Origin of the sequence: Streptomyces sp. NPDC126510, from assembly GCF_040302345.1 — a bacterium.
Classification (GTDB): domain Bacteria; phylum Actinomycetota; class Actinomycetes; order Streptomycetales; family Streptomycetaceae; genus Streptomyces.
On sequence record NZ_JBEORR010000048.1, the window covers coordinates 13,474 to 37,743 of the forward strand.

Genomic DNA, 24,270 nt, shown 5'->3' on the forward strand with positions numbered 1-24,270 from the left:
CCCTCCGCCGCCCACCTAGGCCAGACTGTCCCGCCATGCCCGGTGCAGATCCGCGAACCTGCCCGTGCCCGCGATGAGTTCGGCGGGTTCGCCGTCCTCCACGATCCGGCCGTGCTCCATCACCAGGACACGGTCCGCGATCTCCACCGTCGACAGCCGGTGCGCGATGACCACGGCCGTACGTCCCTTCAGCACCGTGGTCATGGCCCGCTGCACGGCGCGCTCCCCGGGGACGTCCAGCGAGCTGGTCGCCTCGTCGAGGATCAGCACCGCCGGGTCGGCCAGCAACGCCCGGGCGAACGCGACCAGTTGCCGCTGCCCGGCGGAGATCCGGCCGCCCCGCTTGCGCACGTCGGTGTCGTAGCCGTCGGGCAGGGAGACGATGAAGTCGTGCGCGCCGATCTCCTTCGCCGCCTGCTCCATCTCCTCGCGGGTGGCGTCCGGGCGGCCGATCGCGATGTTGTCGGCGACCGTGCCGGAGAACAGGAACGCCTCCTGCGTCACCATGACCACCCCGCGCCGCAGTTCCGGCACGGGGAGGTCGCGCAGGTCGACCCCGTCCAGCAGCACCCGGCCGCCGGAGGGGTCGTAGAACCGGGCCAGCAGCTTGGCCAGCGTCGACTTGCCGGCACCCGTGGACCCCACGACCGCGACCGTCTGCCCGGCCGGCAGGGTGAGGTCGAACGCGGGCAGCACCTCGCCGCCGGTGCGGTAGCCGAAGCGGACGCCGTCGAAGACCACTTCGCGGCCGGGGTGTTCGCTTGCGAGCGGCGGGAGCTGCCGGGGGGCGGCCGGCTCGGGGACCGACGGACTCTGGGCGAGCAGGCCGGCGATCTTCTCCAGCGAGGCCGCCGCCGACTGGTAGGAGTTCAGGAACATCCCGAGCCGGTCGATGGGGTCGTACAGCCGCCGCAGGTACAGCACCGCAGCCGCCAGCACACCGAGGGCCAGCGTGCCCTCCGCGACCCTTTGGGCGCCCCACAGGACGATCGCCGCGACCGCCGTGTTGGCGACCAGGCGGGAACCGGTGACGTAGCGGGCCATCTCCAGCAGCGCGTCGCCGTTGACCCGTTCGTGCCGCCGGTTGAGCTCGCCGAAGTCCGCGTCGTTGGCGGACTCGCGACGGAAGGCGCGCACCGGGCGGATGCCGTTCATGGTCTCGACGAACTTGACGATCACGGCCGCGATGGCGGTCGACCGCGCCCGGTACACCCGCCCGGCCCGCCGCTGGTACCACCGCACGAGCGCGTACAGCGGCACCAGGGACGCCACCGCCACACCCCCGAGACCCAGGTCGAGCCAGAGCAGCATCGCCGAGATGTAGACGAAGGACAGGATCACCGACACGAGCTCATGGAGACCCTCGTCCAGCAGTTCTCGCAGCGACTCCACGTCGGTCGTGGAGCGGGAGATGAGCCGGCCCGAGGTGTAGCGATCGTGGAAGTCGACGCTCAGCGCCTGCGCGTGGCGGAAGATCCGGCCGCGCAGGTCGAGCAGCACGTCCTGGCTGACCCGGGCCGCGGCGGCGACGAACGCGAACTGCAGCCCGCCCGCGGCCAGCGCGCACGCCAGATATCCGGCGCCCACCGCGATCAGCGGCCCGTGGTCCTGCGCGCGGAACGCCGGCACGCCGCGGTCGATGGCGTACGCCACGAGCAGCGGGCCCGCCTGGACGACCGCCTGCTGGAGCAGCAGCAGGAGCGTCGTGACCGTGACCCGGGCCTTCATGGGCGCGAGCAGGGAGCGAAGCAGGGCCCCGGTGGCGCCCGGCGGGGTGGGCAGGACGTCCTGGTCGAAGGGGTCGCCGGTGGCGGCCGGACGATCGCCGGGTCGGCCGTCGGGTCCGTCGTCGGGCCGGTCGCCGGGTTTGTTGCCGGCCGGTGCGCCGGTGGCCGCCGTCATCGTGCGCCCTCCTCTTCCCCTGACATTTCCCCGGACATCAGATGCGCGTACTCGGCGTTCGTGCGCAGCAGTTCGTGGTGGGTGCCGACCGCGGCGATCCGGCCGCCGGACAGCAGCGCGACGCGGTCGGCGAGCAGGACGGTGGACGGGCGGTGCGCGACGATCAGGGCGGTGGTGTCCGCCAGCACCTGCCGCAGGGCGGCCTCCACGGCGGCCTCGGTGTGCACGTCCAGGGCCGACAGCGGGTCGTCCAGGACGAGGAACTCCGGCTGCCCGACGACGGCCCGGGCGAGCGCGAGGCGCTGGCGCTGGCCACCGGAGAGGCTGAGGCCCTGCTCGCCCACCCGGGTGTCCGCCCCCTGCGGCAGGGCATGCACGAACTCGGCCTGGGCGACGGCGAGGGCACGTTCCAGATCGGCTGTGCCGGCGGTGTCCTTCGCCCCCATGAGAACGTTGTCGCGGACCGCGGCCGAGAACAGCGTGGGTTCCTCGAAGGCCACGGCGACCTTGGCACGCAGCGCTTCCCGGGACAGCTCGGTGATGTCGGCGCCGTCGAGGGTGATGCGGCCCGAGGTCGGTTCGTAGAGGCGGGGGACGAGCGCGGTGAGGGTGGTCTTGCCGCTGCCGGTGGCCCCGACCAGGGCCATGGACTCGCCGGGGCGGATGTGCAGGTCGACGTCCTGCAGGACGGGAGGGGAACCGGGCGGGGCGTCCGGGTAGCGGAACCGGACGTGGTGGAAGCGCAGACCTGTGTCCCGCGGGTCCTTCGCGCCGGTCCGCGCACCGGAGGCGGTGTGCTCGGGTGTGGAGTGCTCGGAGCCGGTGTGCTCGGAGGCGGGATGCTCGGCCTCCTCGTCCATCACCTCGAAGAACCGCTCCGTCGCCGTCGCCGCCTCCTGGCTCATCGCCAGCAGGAACCCGATCGACTCCACCGGCCACCGCAACGCCAGTGCCGTCGACAGGAACGCCACCAGCGTCCCCGCCGACAGGGCACCGTCGGCCACCTGGACGGCCCCCACCACCAGCGCCGCCCCGATCGCCACCTCCGGCAGCGTCACGATGACGCCCCAGATCGTCGCCAGCAGCCGCGCCTTGCGCAGTTCCGTGCCGCGCAGCGTCCGCGACAGGTCCCTGAACGCCCGGGCCTGGCTCCGGTGGCGGCCGAAACCCTTGATGATGCGGATGCCGAGCACGCTCTCCTCGACGACCGTGGTCAGGTCGCCGACCTGGTCCTGGGCCCGCCGGGCCACCTGCGCGTACCGCTTCTCGAAGACCAGGCAGGTGATCATCACGGGCACGGCGGGTCCGAGGACGACGAGCCCCAGTGTCCAGTCCTGGAGCAGCATGATGACCACGCCCACGACGATCGTCACCCCGTTGACCAGCAGGAACGTCAGGGGGAAGGCCAGGAACTGGCGCAGCAGCATCAGGTCGGTGGTGCCGCGGGACAGCAACTGCCCCGAGGCCCACCGGTCGTGGAAGGCCACCGGCAGCCGCTGGAGGTGCCGGTAGAGTCCCGCCCGCATGGACGCCTCGACATGGGTGAGCGGACGGGCCACCAGCCACCGCCGCAGTCCGAACAGCAGGGCCTCCGCGAAGCCGAGCAGCAGCAGGTACAGCGCGCCGAGCCACACCCCGGCGGGGTCCCGCCCGGCGATCGGCCCGTCGACCATCCACTTCAGGACGAGCGGGATCACCAGGCCCACGCAGGAGGCGAGTATCGCGACGAACGCGGCGCTGAACAGCCGCGCCCGCGCGGGCCGCACGTACGGCCACAGGCGCAGCAACGAGCGCACGGCGGAACGGTCCTGGGCGGGGGCGGGTGTCGTGGCCATCAGCAGCGAGCCTACGGATCGCCACTGACACTGCCCACCGAGTTTCCGCCGGACCGGTCTCGGTCCTTGGTCCTACGACCTGGGGGAACGTTCGACGGGGCGTACGGCTGCACCGGTCACGCCGTTACTGCTGCACCCGTCGGGCCGTACTGCCGCACCCGCGTGACCGTACGACGGCAACCCGCCGGGTCGTACGGCCGCATCAGCCGATCGGCCGATGCCCGTTCGAGCGTGACGGCCGATGTGCCGGGCCCCGCCCCACCGGGACCCTCTTCGTATGCCGACCGCACCAGTCATCGAAGTCACCGAACTGCGCAAGAGCTACGCCGGCCGCCGCGCCGTCGACGGAGTCTCCTTCGCCGTGGAGGAGGGCGAGATCTTCGGGATCCTCGGCCCGAACGGCGCCGGGAAGACCACCACCGTGGAATGTGTGGAAGGGCTGCGTGTGCCCGACTCCGGCCGCGTCCGGGTCGCGGGGCTCGACCCCGTCACCGAACACGAGGCCACCCGCCGGGTGCTCGGCGCGCAGCTCCAGGAGAGCGAACTCCAGGCCAAGCTCACCGTCCGCGAGGCGCTGGAGCTGTACAGCGCCTTCTACCTGAGCCCGCTCGACTGGCGGCCCCTCGCCGAACGCCTCGGTCTGACCGCCAAACTCTCCACCCGCTTCGCCAAGCTCTCCGGCGGCCAGAAGCAACGGCTGTTCATCGCGCTCGCCCTGGTGGGCAACCCGAGAGCAGTCGTCCTGGACGAGCTGACCACCGGACTCGACCCGCGCGCCCGCCGCGACACCTGGGAGCTGATCGAGGACGTCCGCGCGAACGGGGTGACCGTGCTGCTCGTCACCCACTTCATGGAGGAGGCGCAGCGGCTGTGCGACCGGATCGCCGTGATCGACAAGGGCCGGGTGGCCGCCCTCGACACCCCGGCCGGGCTGATCCGCCGCTCGGCGGGCGCCACCATCATCAGCTTCACCCCGTCCGCGCCTCTGGACGAGCGTGATCTCGGCGCGCTCCCCGCGCTCGCGTCCGTCGAGCACAAGGACGGCCGCGTCATCCTGTCCGGCACCGACGAGACCGTCAACGCCGTCATCACCCTGCTCGCCCGCACCCGCGTCACGGCCCACCAGCTCCGGGTCACCGACGCCACGCTGGACGACGCGTTCCTCGACCTCACGAAGGAGGCGGCGGCATGAACACCGCCCTCGTCAACACCGCCGTACTGAAGAGCGAGATCCGCCTCTTCCGCAGAGAGCCCGGCGCTCTCTTCTGGATCCTGGCGTTCCCCACCCTGCTCCTGGTGATCCTCGGCTCGATCCCCTCCTTCCGGGAGGCCGATCCGGACTTCGGAGGGCTGCGCCCGGTCGACGGCTACGTCCCGGTGTGCGTGCTGCTCGGGCTGATCATGGCCGGGATCCAGGGCATGCCGCAGACCCTCACCGGTTACCGGGAGCGCGGCATCCTGCGCCGGATGTCCACCACGCCGGTCCGGCCCGCCGCCCTGCTGTCCGCGCAGATGCTGCTGTACGGCGGGGCCGCCCTGGTCTCGGCGCTGCTCGCTCTCACGACCGGCCGGCTCGCCTTCGCCGTCCGGCTGCCCCGCCAGGGCTTCGGATACGCCCTCGCCCTGATCCTGGCCGTGCTCGCCGCCCTCGCACTGGGCTCGGTGATCTCCGCGCTGTCCCGGTCGACGAAGATCGTCGGTGCCATCGGGTCGGCCGTCTTCTTCCCCGCCATGTTCTGCGCGGGCGTGTGGATGCCCGTGCAGACGATGCCGGACGTCCTGGCCCGGTCCGTCGGCTTCACGCCCTTCGGCGCGGCGGCCGAGGCCCTGAACCAGGCCGCGGCGGGGCACTGGCCCGGCTGGGGCCACCTCGGGGTGCTGGTGGCCTGGACCCTGCTGCTGACGGCCGGGGCCGTGCGCTGGTTCCGCTGGGAGTAGGCGGAAATCCGTGCACAATGGCGCGATGACCCCGGTGGACGAACACATCGAGCACCGGCAGAACCAGTTCCACACCTGGGGTGTCTACGGGCTGCTCGCCGTCTCCGCCCTCCTGTCGGTGGCCTCGCACGAGCTGATGGTGAGCCCGGCCGAGTGGTACGCGGGCGGTGCCCTGCTCGTCGCCGCGGTGCTGCTCCAGCTGTGGCACGGGCCCCGCTGCGGCCGCCGCACCCCGTCCCCGCGCGGGACCGCCTACTACGCGCTGCGCTGGGCGCTCTCCTTCGCCCTCACCTGGCTGAACCCCTTCTTCGGGTTCTACGCGTCCGCCGGCTACTTCGACAGCGACGAACTGATCGCCGGACGGCGCCGGCAGTGGCTCGGCCTGCTCGCCACCGTGGTCGTGGTCGCGGGCTCGCAGTCCGGCGGGATGCCGATCGACGGCCCGGTGCAGTGGCTGCTGTTCGGCGTGCTGCTGGCCACGAACTTCGGCCTGCTGACGGTGGTCGGCCACATCGCCCAGCAGGAGGAGCAGCGCTCCCGTGAGCGGGCCGTCACCATCACCGAACTGGAACGCACCAACACCGCCCTGCAGCAGGCCCTCGACGAGAACGCCGCCCTGCACGCCCAGTTGCTCGTCCAGGCACGGGAGGCGGGTGTCGCCGACGAGCGCCGGCGGCTGGCCGCCGAGATCCACGACACCATCGCCCAGGGCCTGACCGGCATCATCGCCCAGCTCCAGGTCGTCACGAACGCCCCCGACCCGGCCACGGCCCGCACCCACCTCGAACGCGCCTCGGACCTGGCCCGGCACAGCCTCGGCGAGGCCCGCCGCTCCGTGCACAACCTCGCCCCGGTGGCGCTGGCCGACGCCGGACTGCCGGAAGCGCTGAAGAAGACGGTCGCCGAATGGGGCGAACGGACGGGGGTGCGCGCCGAGTTCACGGTCACCGGCACCGACGAGCACCTCCACGAGGAGATCGCGGCCACGCTCCTGCGGATCGTCCAGGAGGCCCTCTCCAACACCGCCCGCCACGCTGCCGCGGGCCGTGCCGGAGTCACCCTGTCCTTCCTCGGCGAGGAGGTCATCCTCGACATCCGCGACGACGGCCACGGATTCGACCCGCTCGCCGTCCCCGAACGCACCCGCGCCGGCGGCTTCGGCCTCGACGGCATGCGCGCCCGCGCCGAACGCGTCGCCGGGTCCCTCACGGTCGAATCCGAGCCGGGCCACGGTACGGCGGTCTCCGCTCGCGTACCGTTGGTCCGCCATGACTGAACACGCCGCGACGGGGGCCGCCCCGATCACCCTGCTGATCGTCGACGACCACCCCGTCGTCCGGGACGGCCTGCGCGGCATGTTCGAGTCCGCGCCCGGCTTCCGGGTCCTCGGGGAAGCGCCGAACGGCGTCGAGGCGGTCGCGCTCGCCGCGGCCCTCGACCCGGACGTGATCCTGATGGATCTGCGCATGCCGGGCGGCGGGGGAGTGGACGCCATCCGCGAACTGACCCGCACCGGCGCCCGCGCCGAGGTCCTCGTCCTCACCACCTACGACACCGACTCCGACACCCTGCCCGCGATCGAGGCGGGCGCGACGGGCTACCTGCTGAAGGACGCCCCGCGCGACGAGCTGTTCTCGGGGGTGCGGGCGGCGGCGGAGGGCCGTACGGTCCTGTCCCCCGCGGTCGCCTCGCGCCTGGTCTCCGCGGTGCGCGCCCCGGGCAACGAGCCCCTGTCCGCCCGTGAGCGCGAGGTGCTCGCCCTGGTCGCCAGGGGCACGTCCAACCGCGAGATCGCCCGCGAACTGTTCATCAGCGAGGCGACGGTCAAGACCCATCTCACCCACCTGTACGCCAAGCTGGGCGTCAAGGACCGCGCGGCGGCGGTCGCGACGGCGTACCAGCGGGGGATCCTCGGCTAGGCCGGCTGGGCCGGGTAGGGCAGCAGGGTTCGGTCGGTCCTCTCCCAGGCGGCCTTGAGCTCGGCGAGCAACTCCGGTCGGTCCGGGGCGAGATCGGCCTGTTCGCGCTGGTCCTCGGCGAGGTCGTACAGGTGGTCCTTGCCTGCGGCGTCCCGGTAGTACTTCCAGTTTCCCCGCCGCAGCGCCCGGTTGGCCCGCACACGCCAGAACAGGTCGTGCTCCGACGGCTGCTCGCCCCGCAGCAGGTATCCGGCCAGGCTCGCACCGTCCAGCGGGTAGGCCGGATCGGGTCGCGCGCCGGCCACCTCCAGGAAGGTCGCGGTCCAGTCGGGGGAGAGGTTGGGCGCGTGACTGACCTGGTTGCCGTCGATCCGGTGCGGCCAGCGCACGATCGTCGGCACCCGGATGCCGCCCTCCTGCAGCACGAACTTCTCGCCGCTGAGCGGCCACAGGTACGACCAGCGCTCACCGCCGTTGTCGCTGGCGAAGTACACCAGCGTGTGCTCCTCCTGCCCCGAGCGGCGCAGCGCCGTGAGCACCTCGCCGACGGCCGCGTCCAGGCTCTGCACCATCTCGGTGTACTTGGCGACCGAGCCGCCGTCGTGGTGGTTGAGCGCGGCCGACACCTCCGCCCGGCTCTTCGCGTTCCGGATCTTCTCCGCGATCTCGGCGCCGGTCTCCTCGTCGCCCTCGGCGAGCCAGGGCCAGTGCGGGGTGGTGAAGTTGAGGTTGAGCAGCCAGGGCTTGTCGTGGTCGCGGCTCACGTACTCCACGGCCCGTTCGGTCAGGACGTTCGTGTAGTAGCGCAGGTCCTTGTACTCGGCGTCGCCCTCGTAGAGGTCGTACTCGCCGAGCTGCCCCAGCTTGGAGAAGTACTCCAGCACGCCCCCGTGGTTGCCGAAGAACTCGTCCCAGCCGGACTTGGTGGGGCTGTAGTCGGGGAGCCAGCCGCAGTGCCACTTGCCGATGAGCGCGGTGGCGTAACCGGCCTTCTTCAACAGCGAGGCGAGGGTCGGGTGGTTCGGGTCGAGCCCTTGGGCCCTGTCGGCGATCGGCTCGGCCAGTCCGCCCTTCGTACGTCCCGGATAGCGGCCGGTGTAAAGGCTGAACCGGGTCGGCGAGCAGGTGGCGGAGCCCGAGTAGGCGTCCGTGAACCGCACTCCCTGACGGGCGAGCCGGTCCAGGTTCGGCGTGCTGATGTGCGGGGCGCCGTAGGAGGACAGATCGGCCCAGCCGAGGTCGTCGCCGAGGATGACCAGGAGGTTGGGGCGCTGTCCAAAGGCGGCGCCGGGCCGGGCCCGGAAGGGGCGCTCGGCCGGAGCCGCCTCGGCGGCACCGGCCGTACCGGCTACGGCGCCCACGGCACCACCGCCGACGAGAGCACCGAGGGCACGACGGGAAATTTCGGGCATGCGGAGGTCCTGGAGGGTCCGAGGGAGGAGTGGGGGGAGCCGAGGCTCAGCAACGACGCTGCCAGCGGTGCGACGGCGGGGTCAAGAAGATCCCCGCCGCGTTCACGCACCCGCAACGCGGCGCGACAATCCCCGGCACCGCCCCTCCCGCTGACCGGCGCCACGGCACCTCAGCGCACCGCCGCCCGCGTCGGCATGGCCCGCCTCGCTCTGGCGGCCGATTGGCGAAAGGGCGCCTCGGCAGGCCGTCCGCAGGGCACTGCCGTCTGCGTCGGCATGGTCCGGCTTCGCTCTGGCGGCCGGTGGCGAGACGGTGCCTCGGCAGGCCGTCCGCGGGGTACTGCCTCTCGCGTTGGCATGGCCCGGCTTCGCTCTGGCGGCCGATTGGCGAAAGGGCGCCTCGGCACGCCGTCCGCGGGGTACTGCCTCTCGCGTTGGCATGGCCCGGCTTCGCTCTGGCGGCCGATTGGCGAAAGGGCGCCTCGGCAGGCCGTCCGCGAGGCACTGCCGCCTGCGTCGGCACGGCCTGGCCTCGCTCTGGCGGCCGGTGGCGAGACGGCGCCTCGGCACGCCGTCCGCGGGGTACTGCCTCTCGCGTCGGCATGGCCCGGCTTCGCTCTGGCGGCCGATTGGCGAAAGGGCGCCTCGGCAGGCCGTCCGCAGGGCACTGCCGTCTGCGTCGGCATGGCCCGGCTTCGCTCTGGCGGCCGATTGGCGAAAGGGCGCCTCGGCACGCCGTCCGCGAGGCACTGCCGCCTGCGTCGGCATGGCCCGGCCTCGCCCTCTCGGCCGGTTGGCGAAACGATGCCTCAGCCTGCCACCCGCAGCAGCAGCACCGCCCGCGCCGGCATGGTGATCTCCGTCCCCGCGCGGTGCTCCACGCCCGGCGCCTCTCCCTGCTCCTCCAGGCTCGTGTCCACGACCACCTCGTACCGCTCGGCCCACGGCGGCCCCGGCAGCGCGAAGTTCACCGGCCCCTCGCCCGCGTGCAGGACGGCCAGGAAACTGTCGTCGAGGATCTGCTCCCCGCGTTCGTCGCGGCCCGGGATGTCCCGGCCGGACAGATACATGCCGAGGGTGGCCGCCGGCGCGTACCAGTCCTGCTCCGTCATCTCCGTGCCCCGGGACGTGAACCAGGCCAGGTCGCGCAGCCCGTCCGCGGTCTGCGCCCGGCCCGAGAAGAACGCCCGGCGCCTGAGCACCGGGTGGCGGTGGCGCAGCGCGATCAGCCGGGAGGTCAGCGCGAACAGCGCCTGCCAGCCCGGGTCCTCCAGCAGCCCCCAGTCCACCCAGCTGATCTCGTTGTCCTGGCAGTAGGCGTTGTTGCTGCCGCGCTGGGTGCGGCCCATCTCGTCGCCCGCGACCAGCATCGGCACGCCCGTCGACAGCAGCAGCGTGGTCAGGAGGTTCCTGAGCTGGCGCCGCCTGAGCGCCCGTATCCCCTCGTCGTCCGTCTCGCCCTCGGCGCCGCAGTTCCAGGCCCGGTTGTCGTCCGTGCCGTCCCGGTTGCCCTCACCGTTGGCCTCGTTGTGCTTGCGCTCGTAGGACACGAGGTCGCGCAGGGTGAAACCGTCGTGCGCGGTGACGAAGTTGACGGACGCGTACGGCCTGCGCCCTCCCCAGGCGTACAGGTCGCTGGAGCCCGACAGGCGGTAGCCCATCTCCCGCACGTCCGGCAGCGCATGCCGCCAGAAGTCCCGTACGGCGTTGCGGTACCGGTCGTTCCACTCCGTCCACAGCGGGGGGAAAGCCCCCACCTGGTATCCGCCCGACCCCACGTCCCACGGCTCGGCGATCAGCTTCACCCGGCGCAGCACCGGGTCCTGGGCGATGACCGCCAGGAACGGGGAGAGCATGTCGACGTCGTGCATGGAGCGGGCCAGCGCCGCCGCCAGGTCGAAGCGGAAGCCGTCGACGCCCATCTCGGTGACCCAGTACCGCAGCGAGTCCGTGATCAGGCGCAGCACGTGCGGCTGGACCACGTGCAGGGTGTTGCCGCAGCCGGTGTAGTCGGCGTAGCGCCGGGGGTCGTCCTGGAGGCGGTAGTGACCCCGGTTGTCGATGCCCTTCAGGGACAGCGTCGGACCGAGCTCCCCCGCCTCCGCGGTGTGGTTGTAGACGACGTCGAGGATGACCTCGATCCCGGCCGCGTGCAGGGCGCGCACCATCCGCTTGAACTCGCCGACCTGCTGCCCGGCCGTCCCGGAGGCCGCGTAGCCCGCGTGCGGGGCGAAGTAGCCGATGGAGTTGTAGCCCCAGTAGTTCCGGAGACCTCTGCGCAGCAGGTGGTCCTCGTGCGCGAACTGGTGCACCGGCAGCAGCTCCACCGCCGTCACGCCCAGCCCGACCAGGTGCTCGATCGCCGCCGGGTGCGCGAGACCGGCGTAGGTGCCCCGCAGCTCCTCGGGGATGTCCGGGTGCAGCCGCGTGAAGCCCTTGACGTGCAGCTCGTAGATCACCGAGTCGGCCCACGGCGTCTTGGGGCGGCGGTCGTCGGCCCAGTCGTCGTCGTCCTGGACGACGACGCCCTTCGGCACGTACGGCGCCGAGTCCCGGTCGTCGCGCACGGTGTCGGCGACGTGCTGCTGCGGCCAGTCGCGGACGTGCCCGTACACCTCCGGCGGCAGGCCGAAGTCCCCGTCCACGGCGCGGGCGTAGGGGTCGAGCAGCAGCTTCGCCGGGTTCCAGCGGGCGCCCGTCCAGGGGTCCCAGCGGCCGTGCACCCGGTAGCCGTAGCGCTGCCCGGGCAGCACGCCCGGAACGAAGCCGTGCCAGATCTCGTGGGTCAGCTCGGCGAGCCGGACCCGCGACTCCTTGCCCGCCTCGTCGAACAGGCACAGCTCCACGCCCTCGGCCCCGCCCGCCCACAAGGCGAAGTTGGTGCCCGCGACCCCGTCCGGACCGACCCGGAACCGGGCGCCCAGCGGGGTCGGCGCGCCCGGCCACGCGGGCACGGTGGGCGGCGGCGCGGCCCTCCGTGCGCCGTTCACGGCGGCGGACTGGCGCCCGTTCCCGGTGGCCCGATGACCGGCCACCGCCTCCTGCTCGGCTGCGCTGGACACCTGTCAGCCTCCCACCGGCTCATGGGACGACGGGGGACAGAGGGTGCGGCCCTGTGCTGCGGCCCGGGTCGCGGCTCCCCTGCGCGTCGTCCTCCCCACTGTTCTGCCCAGAGCGTGGGTCGCACTCACGTTTCCCCGGGGGCGGGCATGGTCGTTTCCCGGGGACGCGACCGGTCGTTGGGCACCCCGTGAGGCACGTACAAGGGCGCGCGCGGCGCGCGAGGGCCGCGCTGGCCGCCGTAGTGACATGGGCAGGGCTCCTGGCCGGGGCCACGGGGTGTACCTCGGACGACGCGGGCGGGATCTCCGGGGCCCCCGGCGCGCCCCCGGCGCCCGAGGACGTCATCAAGGTCTCGCCCGGCCACGGCAGCAGAGGTGTGCGCCCCGGCAGGGAGCTGCGGGTGCGCGTGCCCGACGGCCGGCTGGAGAAGGTGAAGGTCGTCAGGTCGCAGGACGCGCAGGAGACCCCGGTGCCCGGGCACCTCTCCGCCGACGGCCTGACCTGGGAACCCGAGGAGCGGCAGCTCGCACTGGCCGCCAAGTACACGATCGACGCGGTGGCCGTGGACGGCGACGGGCGCCGCTCGGCCCGGCACACCACCTTCACCACCTACGTCCCCGAGGAACGCTTCATCGGCTACGTCGCCCCGGAGAACCGCGCCACGGTCGGCACCGGCATGATCGTCTCCCTGGAGTTCAGCCGGGCGATCACCGATCGCGCCGCCGTCGAACGCGCGGTCCGGGTCACCGCCCGCCCGGCCGTCGAGATCCGCCCGCACTGGTTCGGCAGGACCCGCCTCGACTTCCGCCCCGCGGACTACTGGAAACCCGGCACCCAGGTCACCGTCGCCCTACGGCTGCGCGACGTCGAGGGCGCGCCCGGGGTCTACGGCCTGCAGCACAAGACGTTCTCCTTCACCGTCGGCCGCAGCCAGGTCTCCGTGGTCGACGCCGCCGCGCACTCCATGGAGGTCCGGCGCGACGGCGAACCCCTGGCCACCGTGCCCGTCACGGCGGGCGCGCCGATGAACGCCACGTACAACGGCAAGATGGTGGTCACGGAGATGCTCGACGTGACCCGGATGAACGGTGCCACCGTCGGTTTCAAGAAGCGCGACGGCCAGGGCGAGTACGACATCCCCGACGTCCCCCACGCCATGCGCCTGACCGACTCCGGCACCTTCCTGCACGGCAACTACTGGGCGCACCATTCCGTGTTCGGCCGCACCAACGTCAGCCACGGCTGCATCGGACTGCGCGATGTGAAGGGCGGCAGCTCGGACACCCCGGCCGGCTGGTTCTTCGACCGCAGCCTCGTCGGGGACGTGGTGGAGGTCGTCAACAGCAATGACAAAAAGGTCTCTCCCGGCAATGGGCTCGGAGGCTGGAATATGGGCTGGAATGCATGGAAGGCGGGCAGTGCGGTGAAGTAACCGGACAGTGGGGCGCGTTGACCTGTGATCCGTTGGGACCGAACGGTGACAATCGCGGGCCGCCGGTGCCCGGTGCCTTGTGGTTACTATGCGCCGACGCGCGGGGGACGCGCGGGGTGCGGGCCTGACCAGGCCCTGGGAGGGGAGAACCACGTGAACGGGCGACCGATATCGGGGGCGTCGGTTGGGCGCAGGAACGGAGTGCTCGCGTCGGCGATCGGCGTGCTGCTCCTCGCCGTCACGGCGTGTGGCGGTGGGGGAACCGGCTCCGGTTCCGGCGAGGGCGACAACAAGGGCAAGGACCCGGGCAGCGCGCAGAGCAAGCAGTCCGAGGCGGTCGTCGGCATCACCCCCGAGGACGGGGCGAAGTCCGTCGACACGAGCGGTGCGCTGAAGGTCACCGCGACGAAGGGGAAGCTGACCGAGGTCGAGGTCAAGGACGCCGAGGGCAGGAAGGTCGAGGGCGAGATATCCGGGGACGGCTCCGGCTGGACGCCGTCCACCCATCTGGCCGGTGCCACCAAGTACACGGTCCACGCGGTGGCCAAGGACTCCGAGGGCCGCACGGCCGCGGAGGACGCGGGCTTCACCACGCTGACCCCGGAGAACACCTTCACCGGCACCTTCACGCCCGAGGACGGCTCGAAGGTCGGCGTGGGGATGCCGTTCTCCATCCGCTTCTCCCGGGGCATCACCGCACCGGAGGACGTCGAGAAGGCCATCCGCATCAAGACGGAGCCGGCCGTCGACGTCGAGGGCCACTGGTTCGGCAACGACCGCCTCGACTTCCGGCCGGAGAAGTACTGGAAGCCCGGCACCAAGGTGACCGTCGACCTGAACCTGGACGGCGTCGAGGGCCGCTCCGGCGTCTACGGCGAGCAGGACAAGACGGTGAAGTTCACCATCGGCCGCAACCAGGTCTCCGTGGTCGACGCCAAGAAGCTCACGATGAAGGTCATGCGGGACGGCAAGACCGTCAAGACCATCCCCGTCACCACCGGCCAGCCCGGCATGGAGACCTGGAACGGCCAGATGGTCATCAGCGAGATGCTCACGGTCACCCGGATGAACGGCGAGACGGTCGGCTACGGCGGTGAGTACGACATCAAGGACGTCCCGCACGCCGTCCGCCTGACGACCTCCGGCACCTTCCTGCACGGCAACTACTGGGCGAGCGGCGCCTTCGGCAACTACAACGCCAGCCACGGCTGCATCGGCCTGCGCGACGTGCGCGGCGGCTGGGACAAGAAGGTGCCGGCCGCGTGGTTCTTCAACCACTCGATGGTCGGCGACGTGGTGGTCGTCAAGAACTCCGAGGACCGGATCGTCGACCCGGACAACGGGCTCAACGGCTGGAACATGTCCTGGGAGAAGTGGAAGAAGTAGTCCTTCGACGGCACGAGGGCCCCGGCGCGACGGACCGCACCGGGGCCCTCGGTGTTGGCCTCGTGCTGTGCCGGCCCGGGGGCGGCCCCCGGACCCCCGGCCGGTGGGGTGAGCTGACGGATGCGGCTCGGGAGCGGATGGTTTCTCCTATTTGGGCGCCGCAGCCCTCATCCGCCACCGCCGAATCACCGAGTGAAGCGACGGCCGGCCACCCGAGTCAGCGCCATTCCGGCGGGATGTTGGCCAGTTGACTCAGCAGATCCCAGTCGGCCGGCATCAGCTGCGGCTTGTGCCACTGGGCACCGTGACCGACCCAGTAGCCGCGCAGCTCACGGACTTGCGTCACGGTGTCATCACCGACGCCGGACTCGTTGTAACAGCACCCGCAGATGACATACCGAGGGAACCCGTGCTCGTAGAGAGCCTCCCCGTCGTCCAGCCCGCAGATACGGCAAGCGGTCTCGACCGTGTTCTCCATCAACACAGGCTATCGATCCCATCTGATGCAACGACGTCTCAGCCCCGGGGGGGGCCACCCCCGGACCCCAGGCCGGTGTGACCCACCGCACCGGCCCCAACCCTGTTAGTCCCCGTTAACCTGCTGCCTATGACCGTCTCTCTCGAAGTCGCTGAAGGCGTCGGCACGATCCGTCTCGACCGCCCGCCCATGAACGCGCTGGACATCGCCACGCAGGACCGGCTGAAGGAACTCGCCGAGGAGGCCGCGCGGCGTGAGGACGTCCGGGCGGTGGTGCTCTACGGCGGGGAGAAGGTGTTCGCGGCCGGCGCGGACATCAAGGAGATGCAGGCGATGGACCACACCGCGATGGTGCTGCGCTCCCGCGCCCTGCAGGACTCCTTCACGGCGGTGGCCAGGATCCCCAAACCGGTCGTCGCGGCCGTGACGGGCTACGCGCTGGGCGGCGGCTGCGAACTCGCCCTGTGCGCGGACTTCCGCATCGCCGGCGAGAACGCCAAGCTCGGCCAGCCGGAGATCCTGCTCGGCCTGATCCCCGGCGCCGGCGGCACCCAGCGGCTGGCCCGCCTGGTCGGCCCCTCCAAGGCCAAGGACCTCATCTTCACGGGCCGGATGGTGAAGGCCGACGAGGCCCGCGAGATCGGCCTGGTGGACCGGGTCGTCCCCGCCGGCGAGGTGTACGACCAGGCGCACGCCTGGGCCGCGAAGCTGGCCCAGGGCCCGGCCCTCGCGCTGCGCGCCGCGAAGGAGTCGATCGACACGGGCCTGGAGACGGACATCGACACGGGTCTCGCGATCGAACGGAACTGGTTCGCGGGCCTGTTCGCCACCGAGGACCGCGTACGCGGAATGCGCAGCTTCGTGGAGGAGGGGCCGGGCAAGGCGAAGTTCCTCTGAACATTCCTCCAGGGGCTTGCAATTGACGTGGTGTCTGACCCTGGGTCCCTCGTTGGGGCGGTTTATGGGAGCCTTAAGGCGACCTTAAGCGTGCCGGAACGGGAGAGTCCGGCGATTACCCCGGAATGCGATGTTCCAGCAGGTCAGGCGGGGTGCCGATGGCTTCGAAATGCCTTTGGCATATGACGGATGATCGCTCATCCGCCGTCCGTTCCCCGGGGTGTATTCCCCGGGAACGGCCCCTCGGGGTGCTGCGGGCGGCCATGATGGGGGCATGGCGGGGCTGGAGGGTACGGAACAGCCGCGGGGACACGCACATGCGGCCGCGGCGCGCTGGTCGCCGACCGTCGAGGACGAATACGCGCTCAAAGCGCTGGAGTTGTACGGCAACCCGACGGAGGCAGAGGTTCCACTGCCGTCCCGTCCCGAGTCCGCGGCCACCGCGAGACGGCTCACCCAGGTCGTGATCCTGCGTCACTGGGGACTCACCCCCAAGACCACCGAGGACGCGGTGCTGCTCGTCTCCGAACTGGTCGGCAACGCCGTACGCCACACCGGCGCCCGTGTCTTCGGACTGCGTCTGCACCGGCGCCGCGGCTGGATCCGCGTGGAGGTCCGCGATCCCTCCCGCGGGCTGCCGTGCCTGATGCCGGTGCAGGAGATGGACATCAGCGGCCGGGGTCTGTTCCTCGTCGACAAGCTGGCCGACCGCTGGGGGGTCGACCTGCTGCCCCGGGGCAAGACCACCTGGTTCGAGATGCGGGTCGCCGACCGCTGAGCACGCGCGCGATCCCTCACCCGGTCGCCGGACGGACGAATCATGCGTTTCGCCTCGGAGCCCCATTTAAATGGTGCAATGCGCCCCCAACTCCTCAAGAGCACCCTGGTCGCGGGTGCCGTCCTCGCCGTCCTCGCCGCCTGTGGCACCGGAAGCGGGGAACGGCTCGCCGAGGGGCACGGCACCAAGGCCGCCGTGCCTCTCCCGCCCGAGAAGAAGCCCGTGAAGGGCCTGCCCGGCATGCCGCCCGTCCTGGACCCCGAGGACGTGTACGCGGCCGACCGCCCGAACAAGCTGTCCCCGGTGGTCAAGGACTTCCCGTCCCGGGTCTACGTCCCCAACACCGAGTCCGACACGGTCACGGTCATCGACCCGAAGACGTACGAGGTCACCGAGACGATCGGGGTGGGCCGGCAGCCCCAGCACGTCGTGCCCTCCTGGGACCTGAAGACGCTCTGGGTCAACAACAACCGCGGCCACACGCTGACCCCGATCGACCCGAAGACCGGCAAGGCGGGCAAGGACGTCGAGGTCCACGACCCGTACAACCTGTACTTCACGCCCAACGGCAGATACGCCGTCGTCATGGCCTCCCTCGACCGCGAACTGGTCTTCCGCGACCCGCACACCATGGAGATCAGGAAGACCGTCCCGGTCTCCTGCTACGGCGTCAACCACGCCGACTTCTCCCTCGACGGCCGCTACTTCATCGTCTCCTGCGAGTTCAGCGGCGAGCTGCTGAAGGTCGACACGGAGAAGATGGAGGTCGTCGGTCAGCAGCGGCTGCCGTTCCAGGGCGCCATGCCGCAGGACGTGAAGGTCTCGCCCGACGGCAAGAGGTTCTACATCGCGGACATGATGGCCCACGGCATGTGGGTCCTGGACGGCGACCGGTTCACCGAGCCCACCCTGATGCCCACCGGCAAGGGCTGCCACGGCCTCTACGTCAGCCGCGACTCGCGCGAGATGTACGTGACCAACCGCGGCGAGGGCACGATCTCGATCTTCGACTTCACCCAGGGCAAGCTGACCAAGAAGTGGCAGCTGCCCGACGGCGGCAGCCCCGACATGGGCGGGGTCTCCGCCGACGGCAAGGTGCTGTGGCTGTCGGGCCGTTACGACGCCGAGGTGTACGCCGTCGACACCCGTACCGGCACCCAGCTCGCCCGCATCCCGGTCGGCAGCGGCCCGCACGGCCTCGCGGTCTATCCCCAGCCAGGCCGCTACTCGCTCGGCCACACCGGGGTCTTCAGGTGAGGGGCGGCCGGGTCGTGTGCGGCCCGCCCCGCAGGTCGGTCACCTGTGCGAGGTCACTGATCACGCGCCCCATCAGAAGCAGAACGATCGCTTTTATAGTGGCGACTTGACCTTCACCCTGACGTCAAGGTTGATGCTGCGGCTCATGCACACCTCACCGATTCCCCCCACCGACCGAGGCTCCGCCTGGGCCCTGGCCGTCCTGACCCTGTGCTCGTTCACGCTCGGCACCGGCGAGATCATGATCGCGGGCCTGCTGCCCGACATCGCCGCCGACGCCGGTGTCTCGCTCTCCACCGCGGGCCTCCTCGTCAGCTCCTTCGCCATGACGGTGGTGGTCGGCGGTCCGGTCCTCGCGCTGACCACCGGACGGACGCGGCGCCGCCACCTGCTGATCGCGCTGATGGTCACCTACCTCCTCGGCAACGTCGTGTCCGCCGTGGCGACCTCGTTCTGGCCGCTGGCCATCGGCCGGATCATCGCCGCGCTCGCCCACTCCGCCCTGATGCCGCTGTTCTTCGGTATCGCGGCCGATGTCGTGCCGCCGCACAAGCGGGGCACGGCGGTGGCCCGGGTCTCGCTGGGCTTCAGCCTGGCGATGATCGCGGGACTGCCCATCGGCACCGCCCTCGGTCAGTGGCTGAGCTGGCACGCCACCTTCTGGGCGGTCGCCGCGCTCACCCTCGCGGTCACCGTGCCCGTCGCGGCCCTCGCGCCCGGCACCCTCGCGATCCCCGCGGCCGAGGACCGGGGGCGACTGGCGGAGCTGCGGGTCCTCGGCGACCGCCGGGTGCGGATCGTCACCGGCATCACGGCGCTGTGCGCCGCCGCCTCCTTCACGGCGTACACCTACGTCACACCCCTGCTCACCGACGCCGTCGGTTTCGGCGAGCCGGCGGTCACCCCGCTGCTGCTGCTCTTCGGCATCGGCGGCACGGTCGGCAACCTCATCGGCGGCCGGCTGACCGACCGCTCGGTGCTCGGTGCCGTGTCCGTCTGCGTGGCCGCGCTGGCCGGCTCCCTGCTCCTCCTGGGCGCGACCACATCGTTCAAGGCGCCGGCGGTCGGGTTCCTCTTCCTCTTCGGCGCCGCCTACTACGCGGTCATGCCGGCGGTGAACACGCGGCTGCTGAACGTCGCCTCGCAGCAGGCCCGCACGCTGGCCCTGACCGTGCAGAGCTCGGCATTCAACCTCGGCACGGCACTGGGTGGCTGGCTCGGTGGCCGGGTCATCGCGGCGGGAGCCCCACTGGGCTGGCTGCCCGTGGCCGGCGGCGGGGTCGCCGTGCTCGCCCTGGTGTTCGCACTCGTCGAGGCGGCCGGGGAGCGGCGCCGTACTCCCGCGGCCGGCCCGGAACCGGCCGGCCCGGCCGTGGAGACGCCGAAGGCGGCCTCGAGCACCATCTGACCGGAAACCGAAAGGAGCCCCATGCGCATCGGGGAACTCGCGCACGCCACCGGCACCACCACCCGGGCGCTGCGGTACTACGAGGAGCACGGGCTGCTGCACCCCGAGCGCTCCTCCAACGGGTACCGCACCTACGGGCCTGAGGCGGTGCGGGTCGTGGAGAACATCCGGCTGCTTCTGGCCGCCGGGCTGACCACGGACGATCTGCTGCTCGTCGACGGCTGTCTGCGGGACGAACTGCTGAGCGACCACAGCTGTGTGGACCCCGGCGCCAAGATCGCCGTGTTCGAGCAGCGGCTCGACGTGATCCAGCAGCGCATCGACGACCTCACCCGGGTCCGTGCCCAACTGCTCGACCGGCTCGGCACTCTGCGCGGCCGCACCCACCCGCCCGGAGTCCGGGTCTGCCCGCAGCGGCTCGGTGAGAAGAAGGACAGCACGTGGCCGACGGGCGGCACCCCGCCCGGGCCGCCCCACCGTGGGCAGGGGGCCTGACGGGCGTCAGTACGGCGCTGCGGTCGCCCACCACCACCGGGGTGCCCGGTGCCGCCGCGCCGGAGGCGGGCACGGCCGGTTAACCTGACCTCCGTCAGACCTGCGTCACTGGGACGCACAGCACGAGATGAGGGGCGGATCGGTGGCGGACATCGAGGAAGCACGCAAGCAGTTCGAGCGGATCGATACGGACGGTGACGGATTCATCACCGCTGCCGAGTTCAAGGCCGCCCTGGCCCAGTCGGGTGACTGGAACGTCACCGAGTCGGTCGCCGAGGTCGTCATCAAGACCCGCGACCTCGACGGCGACAAGCGGCTGAGCTTCGACGAGTTCTGGGCCTACCTGAACAAGTAGGCGCACCGCTCGCCCGCCGTGAGCGAAGGGGCCCGGTCCACCATCTCGGACCGGGCCCCTCGCCGTACCCGGAGGACCGGGCCCCTCGCCGGAGTCGGATACCCCCTCACTGCCCCGGAATAGCCCGCCCTCCCCGGGGGTTGACCCAGCTCACGAGACTCCACGAGGCGCTGTTCATCTCCGGAAGGGCGAGGCGAGGACATGAAGATCGGCATCATCGGAGCGGGCAACATCGGCGGCAATCTGACCCGGCGGCTCACCGCCCTCGGTCACGAGGTGTCCGTCGCCAACTCCCGCGGCCCCGAGACGCTCACGGCCCTGGCGGAGGAGACCGGCGCGACCCCTGTGACCGTCGGGGAGGCCGCCCGGGGCGCCGAGATAGTCGTCGTCACCATCCCGCTGAAGGCGGTCCAGCACCTTCCCTCAGGCCTGCTCGACGGCGCGGCGGACGGCGTCGCGGTCATCGACACGGGCAACTACTACCCCCGGCAGCGCGACGGCAGGATCGCCGCGATCGAGGACGACGGCCTCACCGAGAGCCGCTGGACGGAACACCGGATCGGTCACCCGGTCGTCAAGGCCTTCAACGGCACCTACGCGCAGGACATCCTGGACCGCCCGCTCCCCGCCGGCGACCCCGGCCGCATGGCCCTGCCGGTGGCGGGCGACGACGCGGCGGCCAAGCGCAAGGTGCGGGAGCTGATCGACGCGCTCGGCTTCGACACCGTGGACGCGGGCGGCATCGACGAATCCTGGCGCCAGCAGCCCGGCACCCCGGTCTACGGCTTGCGCGAAGGCGTGGCGGGCGTCACGAAGGCCCTGGCGGAGGCGTCCCCGCAACGCACGCCGGAGTTCAGCGGCTGAGGCGTTCGGCTGATCAGGCGTCCCCGGCCCATCTCCGCAGCGCCGCCCTGCTGTCGAAGGCCGCCACGTTCTTGTCCAGCGGGTCGTCGGTGTACTGGTGGAAGCGCCACTTGGCCTTGATGCGCGGTTTGCCCGCCGAGACGTAGTCGGCGATCCACAGGCCGTCGCCCGCGTAGGACGTCGTGTCGACGTTCAGCCAGAAGTCGCGGTTGGCGTAGAGGACGACCCGGTTGTCCGGCCGCAGTTCCTTCAGCTTCCTCAGGAACCGGTCCTTCTCGGCGTTGCTCGCGTGCGTCCCCTCACCGGTCCTCTCCCAGTCGACGGCGAGGATGTCGCCCGGCCGGTCCGGGGCCTTGCCGACGAAGTACTCGGCCTGGGCGGTGATGTTGCCGGGCCACAGGAAGTGGTAGAAGCCGACGACCAGCCCGGCGTCACGCGCGCGCTTGGTCTGGGCGGCCAGTTTGGGGTTGACGTAGGACCGCCCCTCGGTCGCCTTCACGAAGACGAAGGAGAGACCGTCGGTGCTGTAGGAGGAGGACTGGTAGGCGCTCACGTCGATGCCGCGCAGCATGGGGGCTCCCTTGGTGCAAGTGGGGCTGAAGTCCCATCGGGCCGGGGGATGTTGTTATGCCCCGCGACCGTGGCCGTACGCCGGGCGCGAGGGGGCTCGCGACCCGGCGGTGGTGAGCGCCGGTCGGTCTGAGGGTCGGTTCGAGGGTCGGCGTCAGGAGGCGGGGGAGCCCGCCGGAGCCCGGGTCGCGTCGTCGGCGGAGGCCGCCTCGCGCTCCTCCAGGGAGACGTGTTTCGTCTCCTCGCCGAGCAGGAGCGCGATCAGCGTCAGCACCGCCATCGCCGAGAGGTAGACGCCGACCAGCCACGGCGAGCCGTCCCCGGCCTCCCACAGCGCCACGGCGATGAACGGGGCGACCGCCGCCCCGAGGATCGAGCTGACGTTGTACGAGATGCCGGAGCCGGTGTAGCGGACGCTGGTCGGGAAGAGCTCGGGCAGGAGCGCGCCCATCGGTCCGAACGTCATGCCCATCAGGGTGAAGCCGAGGACGAGCCACAGCACCACGCCGACGGTGCCCAGACTGATCAGCGGCACCCAGACCAGTCCGAAGACCATGATCGCGGCGGTGACCCAGATCAGGGTGGTGCGCCGCCCGTACCGGTCCGCGAGCGGACCCGAGGCCAGGGTGAACGCGGCGAAGAACAGCACACCGAAGATCATCATGAGTACGAACGTGGTGTAGTCGTACCCGAGTCCCGGCACGGCGGCGTCCTTCGCGGCGCGTCCGTAGCTCAGCGAGAACGTGGTCATCAGGTAGAAGAGCACGTACGTCGCCAGCATGATGAAGGTGCCCAGGACCAGCTGCTTCCCGTGGCCGCGCACCACGGTGACGAGCGGCAGCCGCCGCACCCCGCCCGACTCGCGGGTCTTGGCGAAGACCGCCGACTCGACGAGCCGGGAGCGCACCCACAGGCCGATCGCGACCATCACCGCGGAGAACAGGAACGGGACCCGCCAGCCCCAGTCGACGAAGGCGTCCGAGGGCTGCGAGGGGTCGGCGCCGGACGTGGACGGCAGCAGCGCGCCCATGACCAGGAACAGGCCGTTGCCGATGATGAAGCCGAGCGGGGCGCCCAGTTGCGGGAAGGTGCCGTACAGGGCGCGCTTGCCGCTGGGGGCGTTCTCGGTCGCGACCAGGGCGGCGCCGCTCCACTCGCCGCCGAGCGCGAAGCCCTGCGCGAGCCGCATCAGCACGAGCAGCGCGGTGGCCGGCCACCCGGCTTGCGCGTAGGTGGGCAGAACGCCGATGAGGAACGTGGCGATGCCCATGGTCAGCAGCGAGACGACGAGTGTCTTCTTGCGGCCGAGCCGGTCACCGAGGTGCCCGAAGACGACGGCGCCGACCGGACGGGCGACCATCGCGGCGCCGAAGACCGCGAAGGACGACAGCAACGCGGTGGTCGGGTCGCTGCTCGGGAAGAACAGCTGGGGGAAGACGAGCACCGCGGCGGTCGCGTAGATGTAGAAGTCGTAGAACTCGATCGTCGTGCCCATGAGGCTGGCGACGAGCACGCGGGACCGCGGGTTGACGGGCGTGCGGGCGGAATCGGTGGCTGGTGCGGGCATCGCTCGGTCTTTCACGTGTGAAACATGGGTGATGCAACGATGTCAGCCGTCTTGTTTTCCGGTACGAACGTCTCGCATGTTGAGATCGTCAACTGGGCAGCCACGCGTCGACGGCGGCCGCCAGTCCGTCCTGGCCGGTGAAGACGTGCCCGTCCATGCCGACGGCCTGCGCCGCGCGGACGTTCTCCTCGCGGTCGTCGATGAAGAGGAAGTCGGCGGGCGCGGCCCGCAGGGCGATGACGCAGTGCTGGAAGGCGGCCGGGTCGGGCTTGGCCGCACCGATCTTGCCGGAGAAGGCGACGTGGTCGAGGTCGTGCAGCCAGGACTGGGCGGCGAGGAAGGCGTCCGCGTGGTCGGCGGGGATGTTGGACAGCAGCGCGACCCGGGCGCGGTTTCGCAGGTTCCGCACGTAGGTCACCATGCTCCTGTCGACGCGGGACCAGCTGTCGATGTCGATGAGCCGCAGTTCTTCGATCGTGTCGGCGTCGGCGGGGCGGGACAGCGCGCGCAGTACGTCGGTCCAGTACGCGGACGCGGTGTGCCGGCCGGCGTCGTAGGGCGGGCGGTGGGTCCAGTAGGCCGTGGTGAAGGCGTCGACGGAGGTGTGGCAGCGGGCGGCCATCTTCTCCAGGGCGCCCGGGCGTTGGTGGCGGGCTATGACCCCGAAGAGGTCGAAGAGCACGATGCGGCGACTGTCGGTGGACATGAGGGTGT

General features: G+C 71.3%; 21 protein-coding genes. 13 read left to right on the top strand and 8 right to left on the bottom strand.

What is annotated here, in order from left to right; all coding sequences use genetic code 11:
* Positions 1-15: 15 nt before the first annotated feature.
* Together ABTX60_RS39625 and ABTX60_RS39630 are read right to left on the bottom strand one after the other, a co-directional pair.
* Entirely contained in the window at positions 16-1,902 is a 1,887-nt protein-coding gene (locus ABTX60_RS39625) for an ABC transporter ATP-binding protein (protein ID WP_352101691.1), read from the bottom strand.
* A complete protein-coding gene (locus ABTX60_RS39630; RefSeq protein ID WP_352101692.1) occupies positions 1,899-3,737 on the bottom strand; it encodes an ABC transporter ATP-binding protein in 1,839 nt (612 codons plus the stop codon). Before ABTX60_RS39630 ends, ABTX60_RS39625 begins: the two co-directional genes overlap by 4 nt.
* A 277-nt stretch (positions 3,738-4,014) precedes the next feature.
* Here ABTX60_RS39630 and ABTX60_RS39635 point away from each other — a divergent pair, with 277 nt between their 5' ends.
* From ABTX60_RS39635 to ABTX60_RS39650, 4 genes are read left to right on the top strand one after another with little or no spacing between them, the layout of a single operon-like run.
* Positions 4,015-4,929 carry an ABC transporter ATP-binding protein gene (locus ABTX60_RS39635; protein ID WP_352101693.1) on the top strand — a complete coding sequence of 305 codons (915 nt, stop codon included), beginning with the start codon at positions 4,015-4,017 and terminating at the stop codon, positions 4,927-4,929.
* Entirely contained in the window at positions 4,926-5,675 is a 750-nt protein-coding gene (locus ABTX60_RS39640) for an ABC transporter permease (protein WP_352101694.1), read from the top strand. Before ABTX60_RS39635 ends, ABTX60_RS39640 begins: the two co-directional genes overlap by 4 nt.
* Before the next feature lie 25 nt (positions 5,676-5,700).
* The gene (locus tag ABTX60_RS39645; RefSeq protein WP_352101695.1) at positions 5,701-6,951 is read left to right on the top strand and encodes a sensor histidine kinase; all 1,251 of its coding nucleotides are present in this window, start codon (positions 5,701-5,703) and stop codon (positions 6,949-6,951) included.
* Positions 6,944-7,594: a response regulator gene (locus ABTX60_RS39650; RefSeq protein ID WP_352101696.1), complete on the top strand. Its 651-nt coding sequence runs from the start codon at positions 6,944-6,946 to the stop codon at positions 7,592-7,594. Before ABTX60_RS39645 ends, ABTX60_RS39650 begins: the two co-directional genes overlap by 8 nt.
* On the opposite strand, the gene ABTX60_RS39655 is transcribed toward ABTX60_RS39650, so the two are convergent.
* Together ABTX60_RS39655 and glgX are read right to left on the bottom strand one after the other, a co-directional pair.
* Positions 7,591-9,006, bottom strand: a complete 1,416-nt coding sequence (locus ABTX60_RS39655; protein WP_352101697.1) for a sulfatase family protein — start codon at positions 9,004-9,006, stop codon at positions 7,591-7,593. The genes ABTX60_RS39650 and ABTX60_RS39655 overlap by 4 nt on opposite strands.
* A gap of 809 nt (positions 9,007-9,815) precedes the next feature.
* Positions 9,816-12,068 (bottom strand): glycogen debranching protein GlgX, encoded by a 2,253-nt coding sequence (gene glgX / locus ABTX60_RS39660; protein ID WP_352101698.1) that lies wholly within the window; start codon positions 12,066-12,068, stop codon positions 9,816-9,818.
* Between the two features lie 188 nt (positions 12,069-12,256).
* Here glgX and ABTX60_RS39665 point away from each other — a divergent pair, with 188 nt between their 5' ends.
* Together ABTX60_RS39665 and ABTX60_RS39670 are read left to right on the top strand one after the other, a co-directional pair.
* Entirely contained in the window at positions 12,257-13,501 is a 1,245-nt protein-coding gene (locus ABTX60_RS39665; protein WP_352101699.1) for a L,D-transpeptidase, read from the top strand.
* Positions 13,502-13,654: 153 nt separating this feature from the next.
* Entirely contained in the window at positions 13,655-14,887 is a 1,233-nt protein-coding gene (locus ABTX60_RS39670) for a L,D-transpeptidase (protein ID WP_502992486.1), read from the top strand.
* A gap of 217 nt (positions 14,888-15,104) precedes the next feature.
* Here the strand turns inward: ABTX60_RS39670 and ABTX60_RS39675 are convergent, their stop codons facing one another.
* Positions 15,105-15,365, bottom strand: coding sequence for a hypothetical protein (locus tag ABTX60_RS39675; protein ID WP_352101701.1), 261 nt, complete (start codon positions 15,363-15,365; stop codon positions 15,105-15,107).
* Positions 15,366-15,494: 129 nt separating this feature from the next.
* Between ABTX60_RS39675 and ABTX60_RS39680 the strand changes: the two genes are divergently transcribed.
* The 7 genes from ABTX60_RS39680 (at position 15,495) to ABTX60_RS39710 (ending at position 21,419) form a co-directional block, all read left to right on the top strand.
* Positions 15,495-16,262 (top strand): enoyl-CoA hydratase/isomerase family protein, encoded by a 768-nt coding sequence (locus ABTX60_RS39680; RefSeq protein ID WP_352101702.1) that lies wholly within the window; start codon positions 15,495-15,497, stop codon positions 16,260-16,262.
* Between the two features lie 199 nt (positions 16,263-16,461).
* Positions 16,462-17,040, top strand: a complete 579-nt coding sequence (locus ABTX60_RS39685; RefSeq protein WP_352101720.1) for an ATP-binding protein — start codon at positions 16,462-16,464, stop codon at positions 17,038-17,040.
* Between the two features lie 78 nt (positions 17,041-17,118).
* Positions 17,119-18,297, top strand: coding sequence for a YncE family protein (locus ABTX60_RS39690; RefSeq protein ID WP_352101703.1), 1,179 nt, complete (start codon positions 17,119-17,121; stop codon positions 18,295-18,297).
* A 145-nt stretch (positions 18,298-18,442) separates the two neighbouring features.
* On the top strand, positions 18,443-19,705 hold the full coding sequence (locus ABTX60_RS39695; protein WP_352101704.1) for an MFS transporter: 1,263 nt from the start codon (positions 18,443-18,445) through the stop codon (positions 19,703-19,705).
* A gap of 21 nt (positions 19,706-19,726) precedes the next feature.
* The gene (locus ABTX60_RS39700) at positions 19,727-20,200 is read left to right on the top strand and encodes a MerR family transcriptional regulator (RefSeq protein WP_352101705.1); all 474 of its coding nucleotides are present in this window, start codon (positions 19,727-19,729) and stop codon (positions 20,198-20,200) included.
* A 142-nt stretch (positions 20,201-20,342) separates the two neighbouring features.
* On the top strand, positions 20,343-20,555 hold the full coding sequence (locus ABTX60_RS39705) for an EF-hand domain-containing protein (RefSeq protein WP_344458902.1): 213 nt from the start codon (positions 20,343-20,345) through the stop codon (positions 20,553-20,555).
* 201 nt (positions 20,556-20,756) lie between these two features.
* Complete coding sequence (locus ABTX60_RS39710) at positions 20,757-21,419, top strand: NADPH-dependent F420 reductase (protein WP_352101706.1); 663 nt, start codon at positions 20,757-20,759, stop codon at positions 21,417-21,419.
* A 13-nt stretch (positions 21,420-21,432) separates the two neighbouring features.
* Here the strand turns inward: ABTX60_RS39710 and ABTX60_RS39715 are convergent, their stop codons facing one another.
* From ABTX60_RS39715 to ABTX60_RS39725, 3 genes are all read right to left on the bottom strand, one after another.
* Positions 21,433-21,990, bottom strand: a complete 558-nt coding sequence (locus ABTX60_RS39715) for a glycoside hydrolase family 25 protein (RefSeq protein WP_352101707.1) — start codon at positions 21,988-21,990, stop codon at positions 21,433-21,435.
* 153 nt (positions 21,991-22,143) lie between these two features.
* Positions 22,144-23,556 carry an MFS transporter gene (locus tag ABTX60_RS39720; RefSeq protein WP_352101708.1) on the bottom strand — a complete coding sequence of 471 codons (1,413 nt, stop codon included), beginning with the start codon at positions 23,554-23,556 and terminating at the stop codon, positions 22,144-22,146.
* An 88-nt stretch (positions 23,557-23,644) separates the two neighbouring features.
* Complete coding sequence (locus tag ABTX60_RS39725; protein WP_352101709.1) at positions 23,645-24,262, bottom strand: HAD family hydrolase; 618 nt, start codon at positions 24,260-24,262, stop codon at positions 23,645-23,647.
* Between the last annotated feature and the right edge of the window lie 8 nt (positions 24,263-24,270).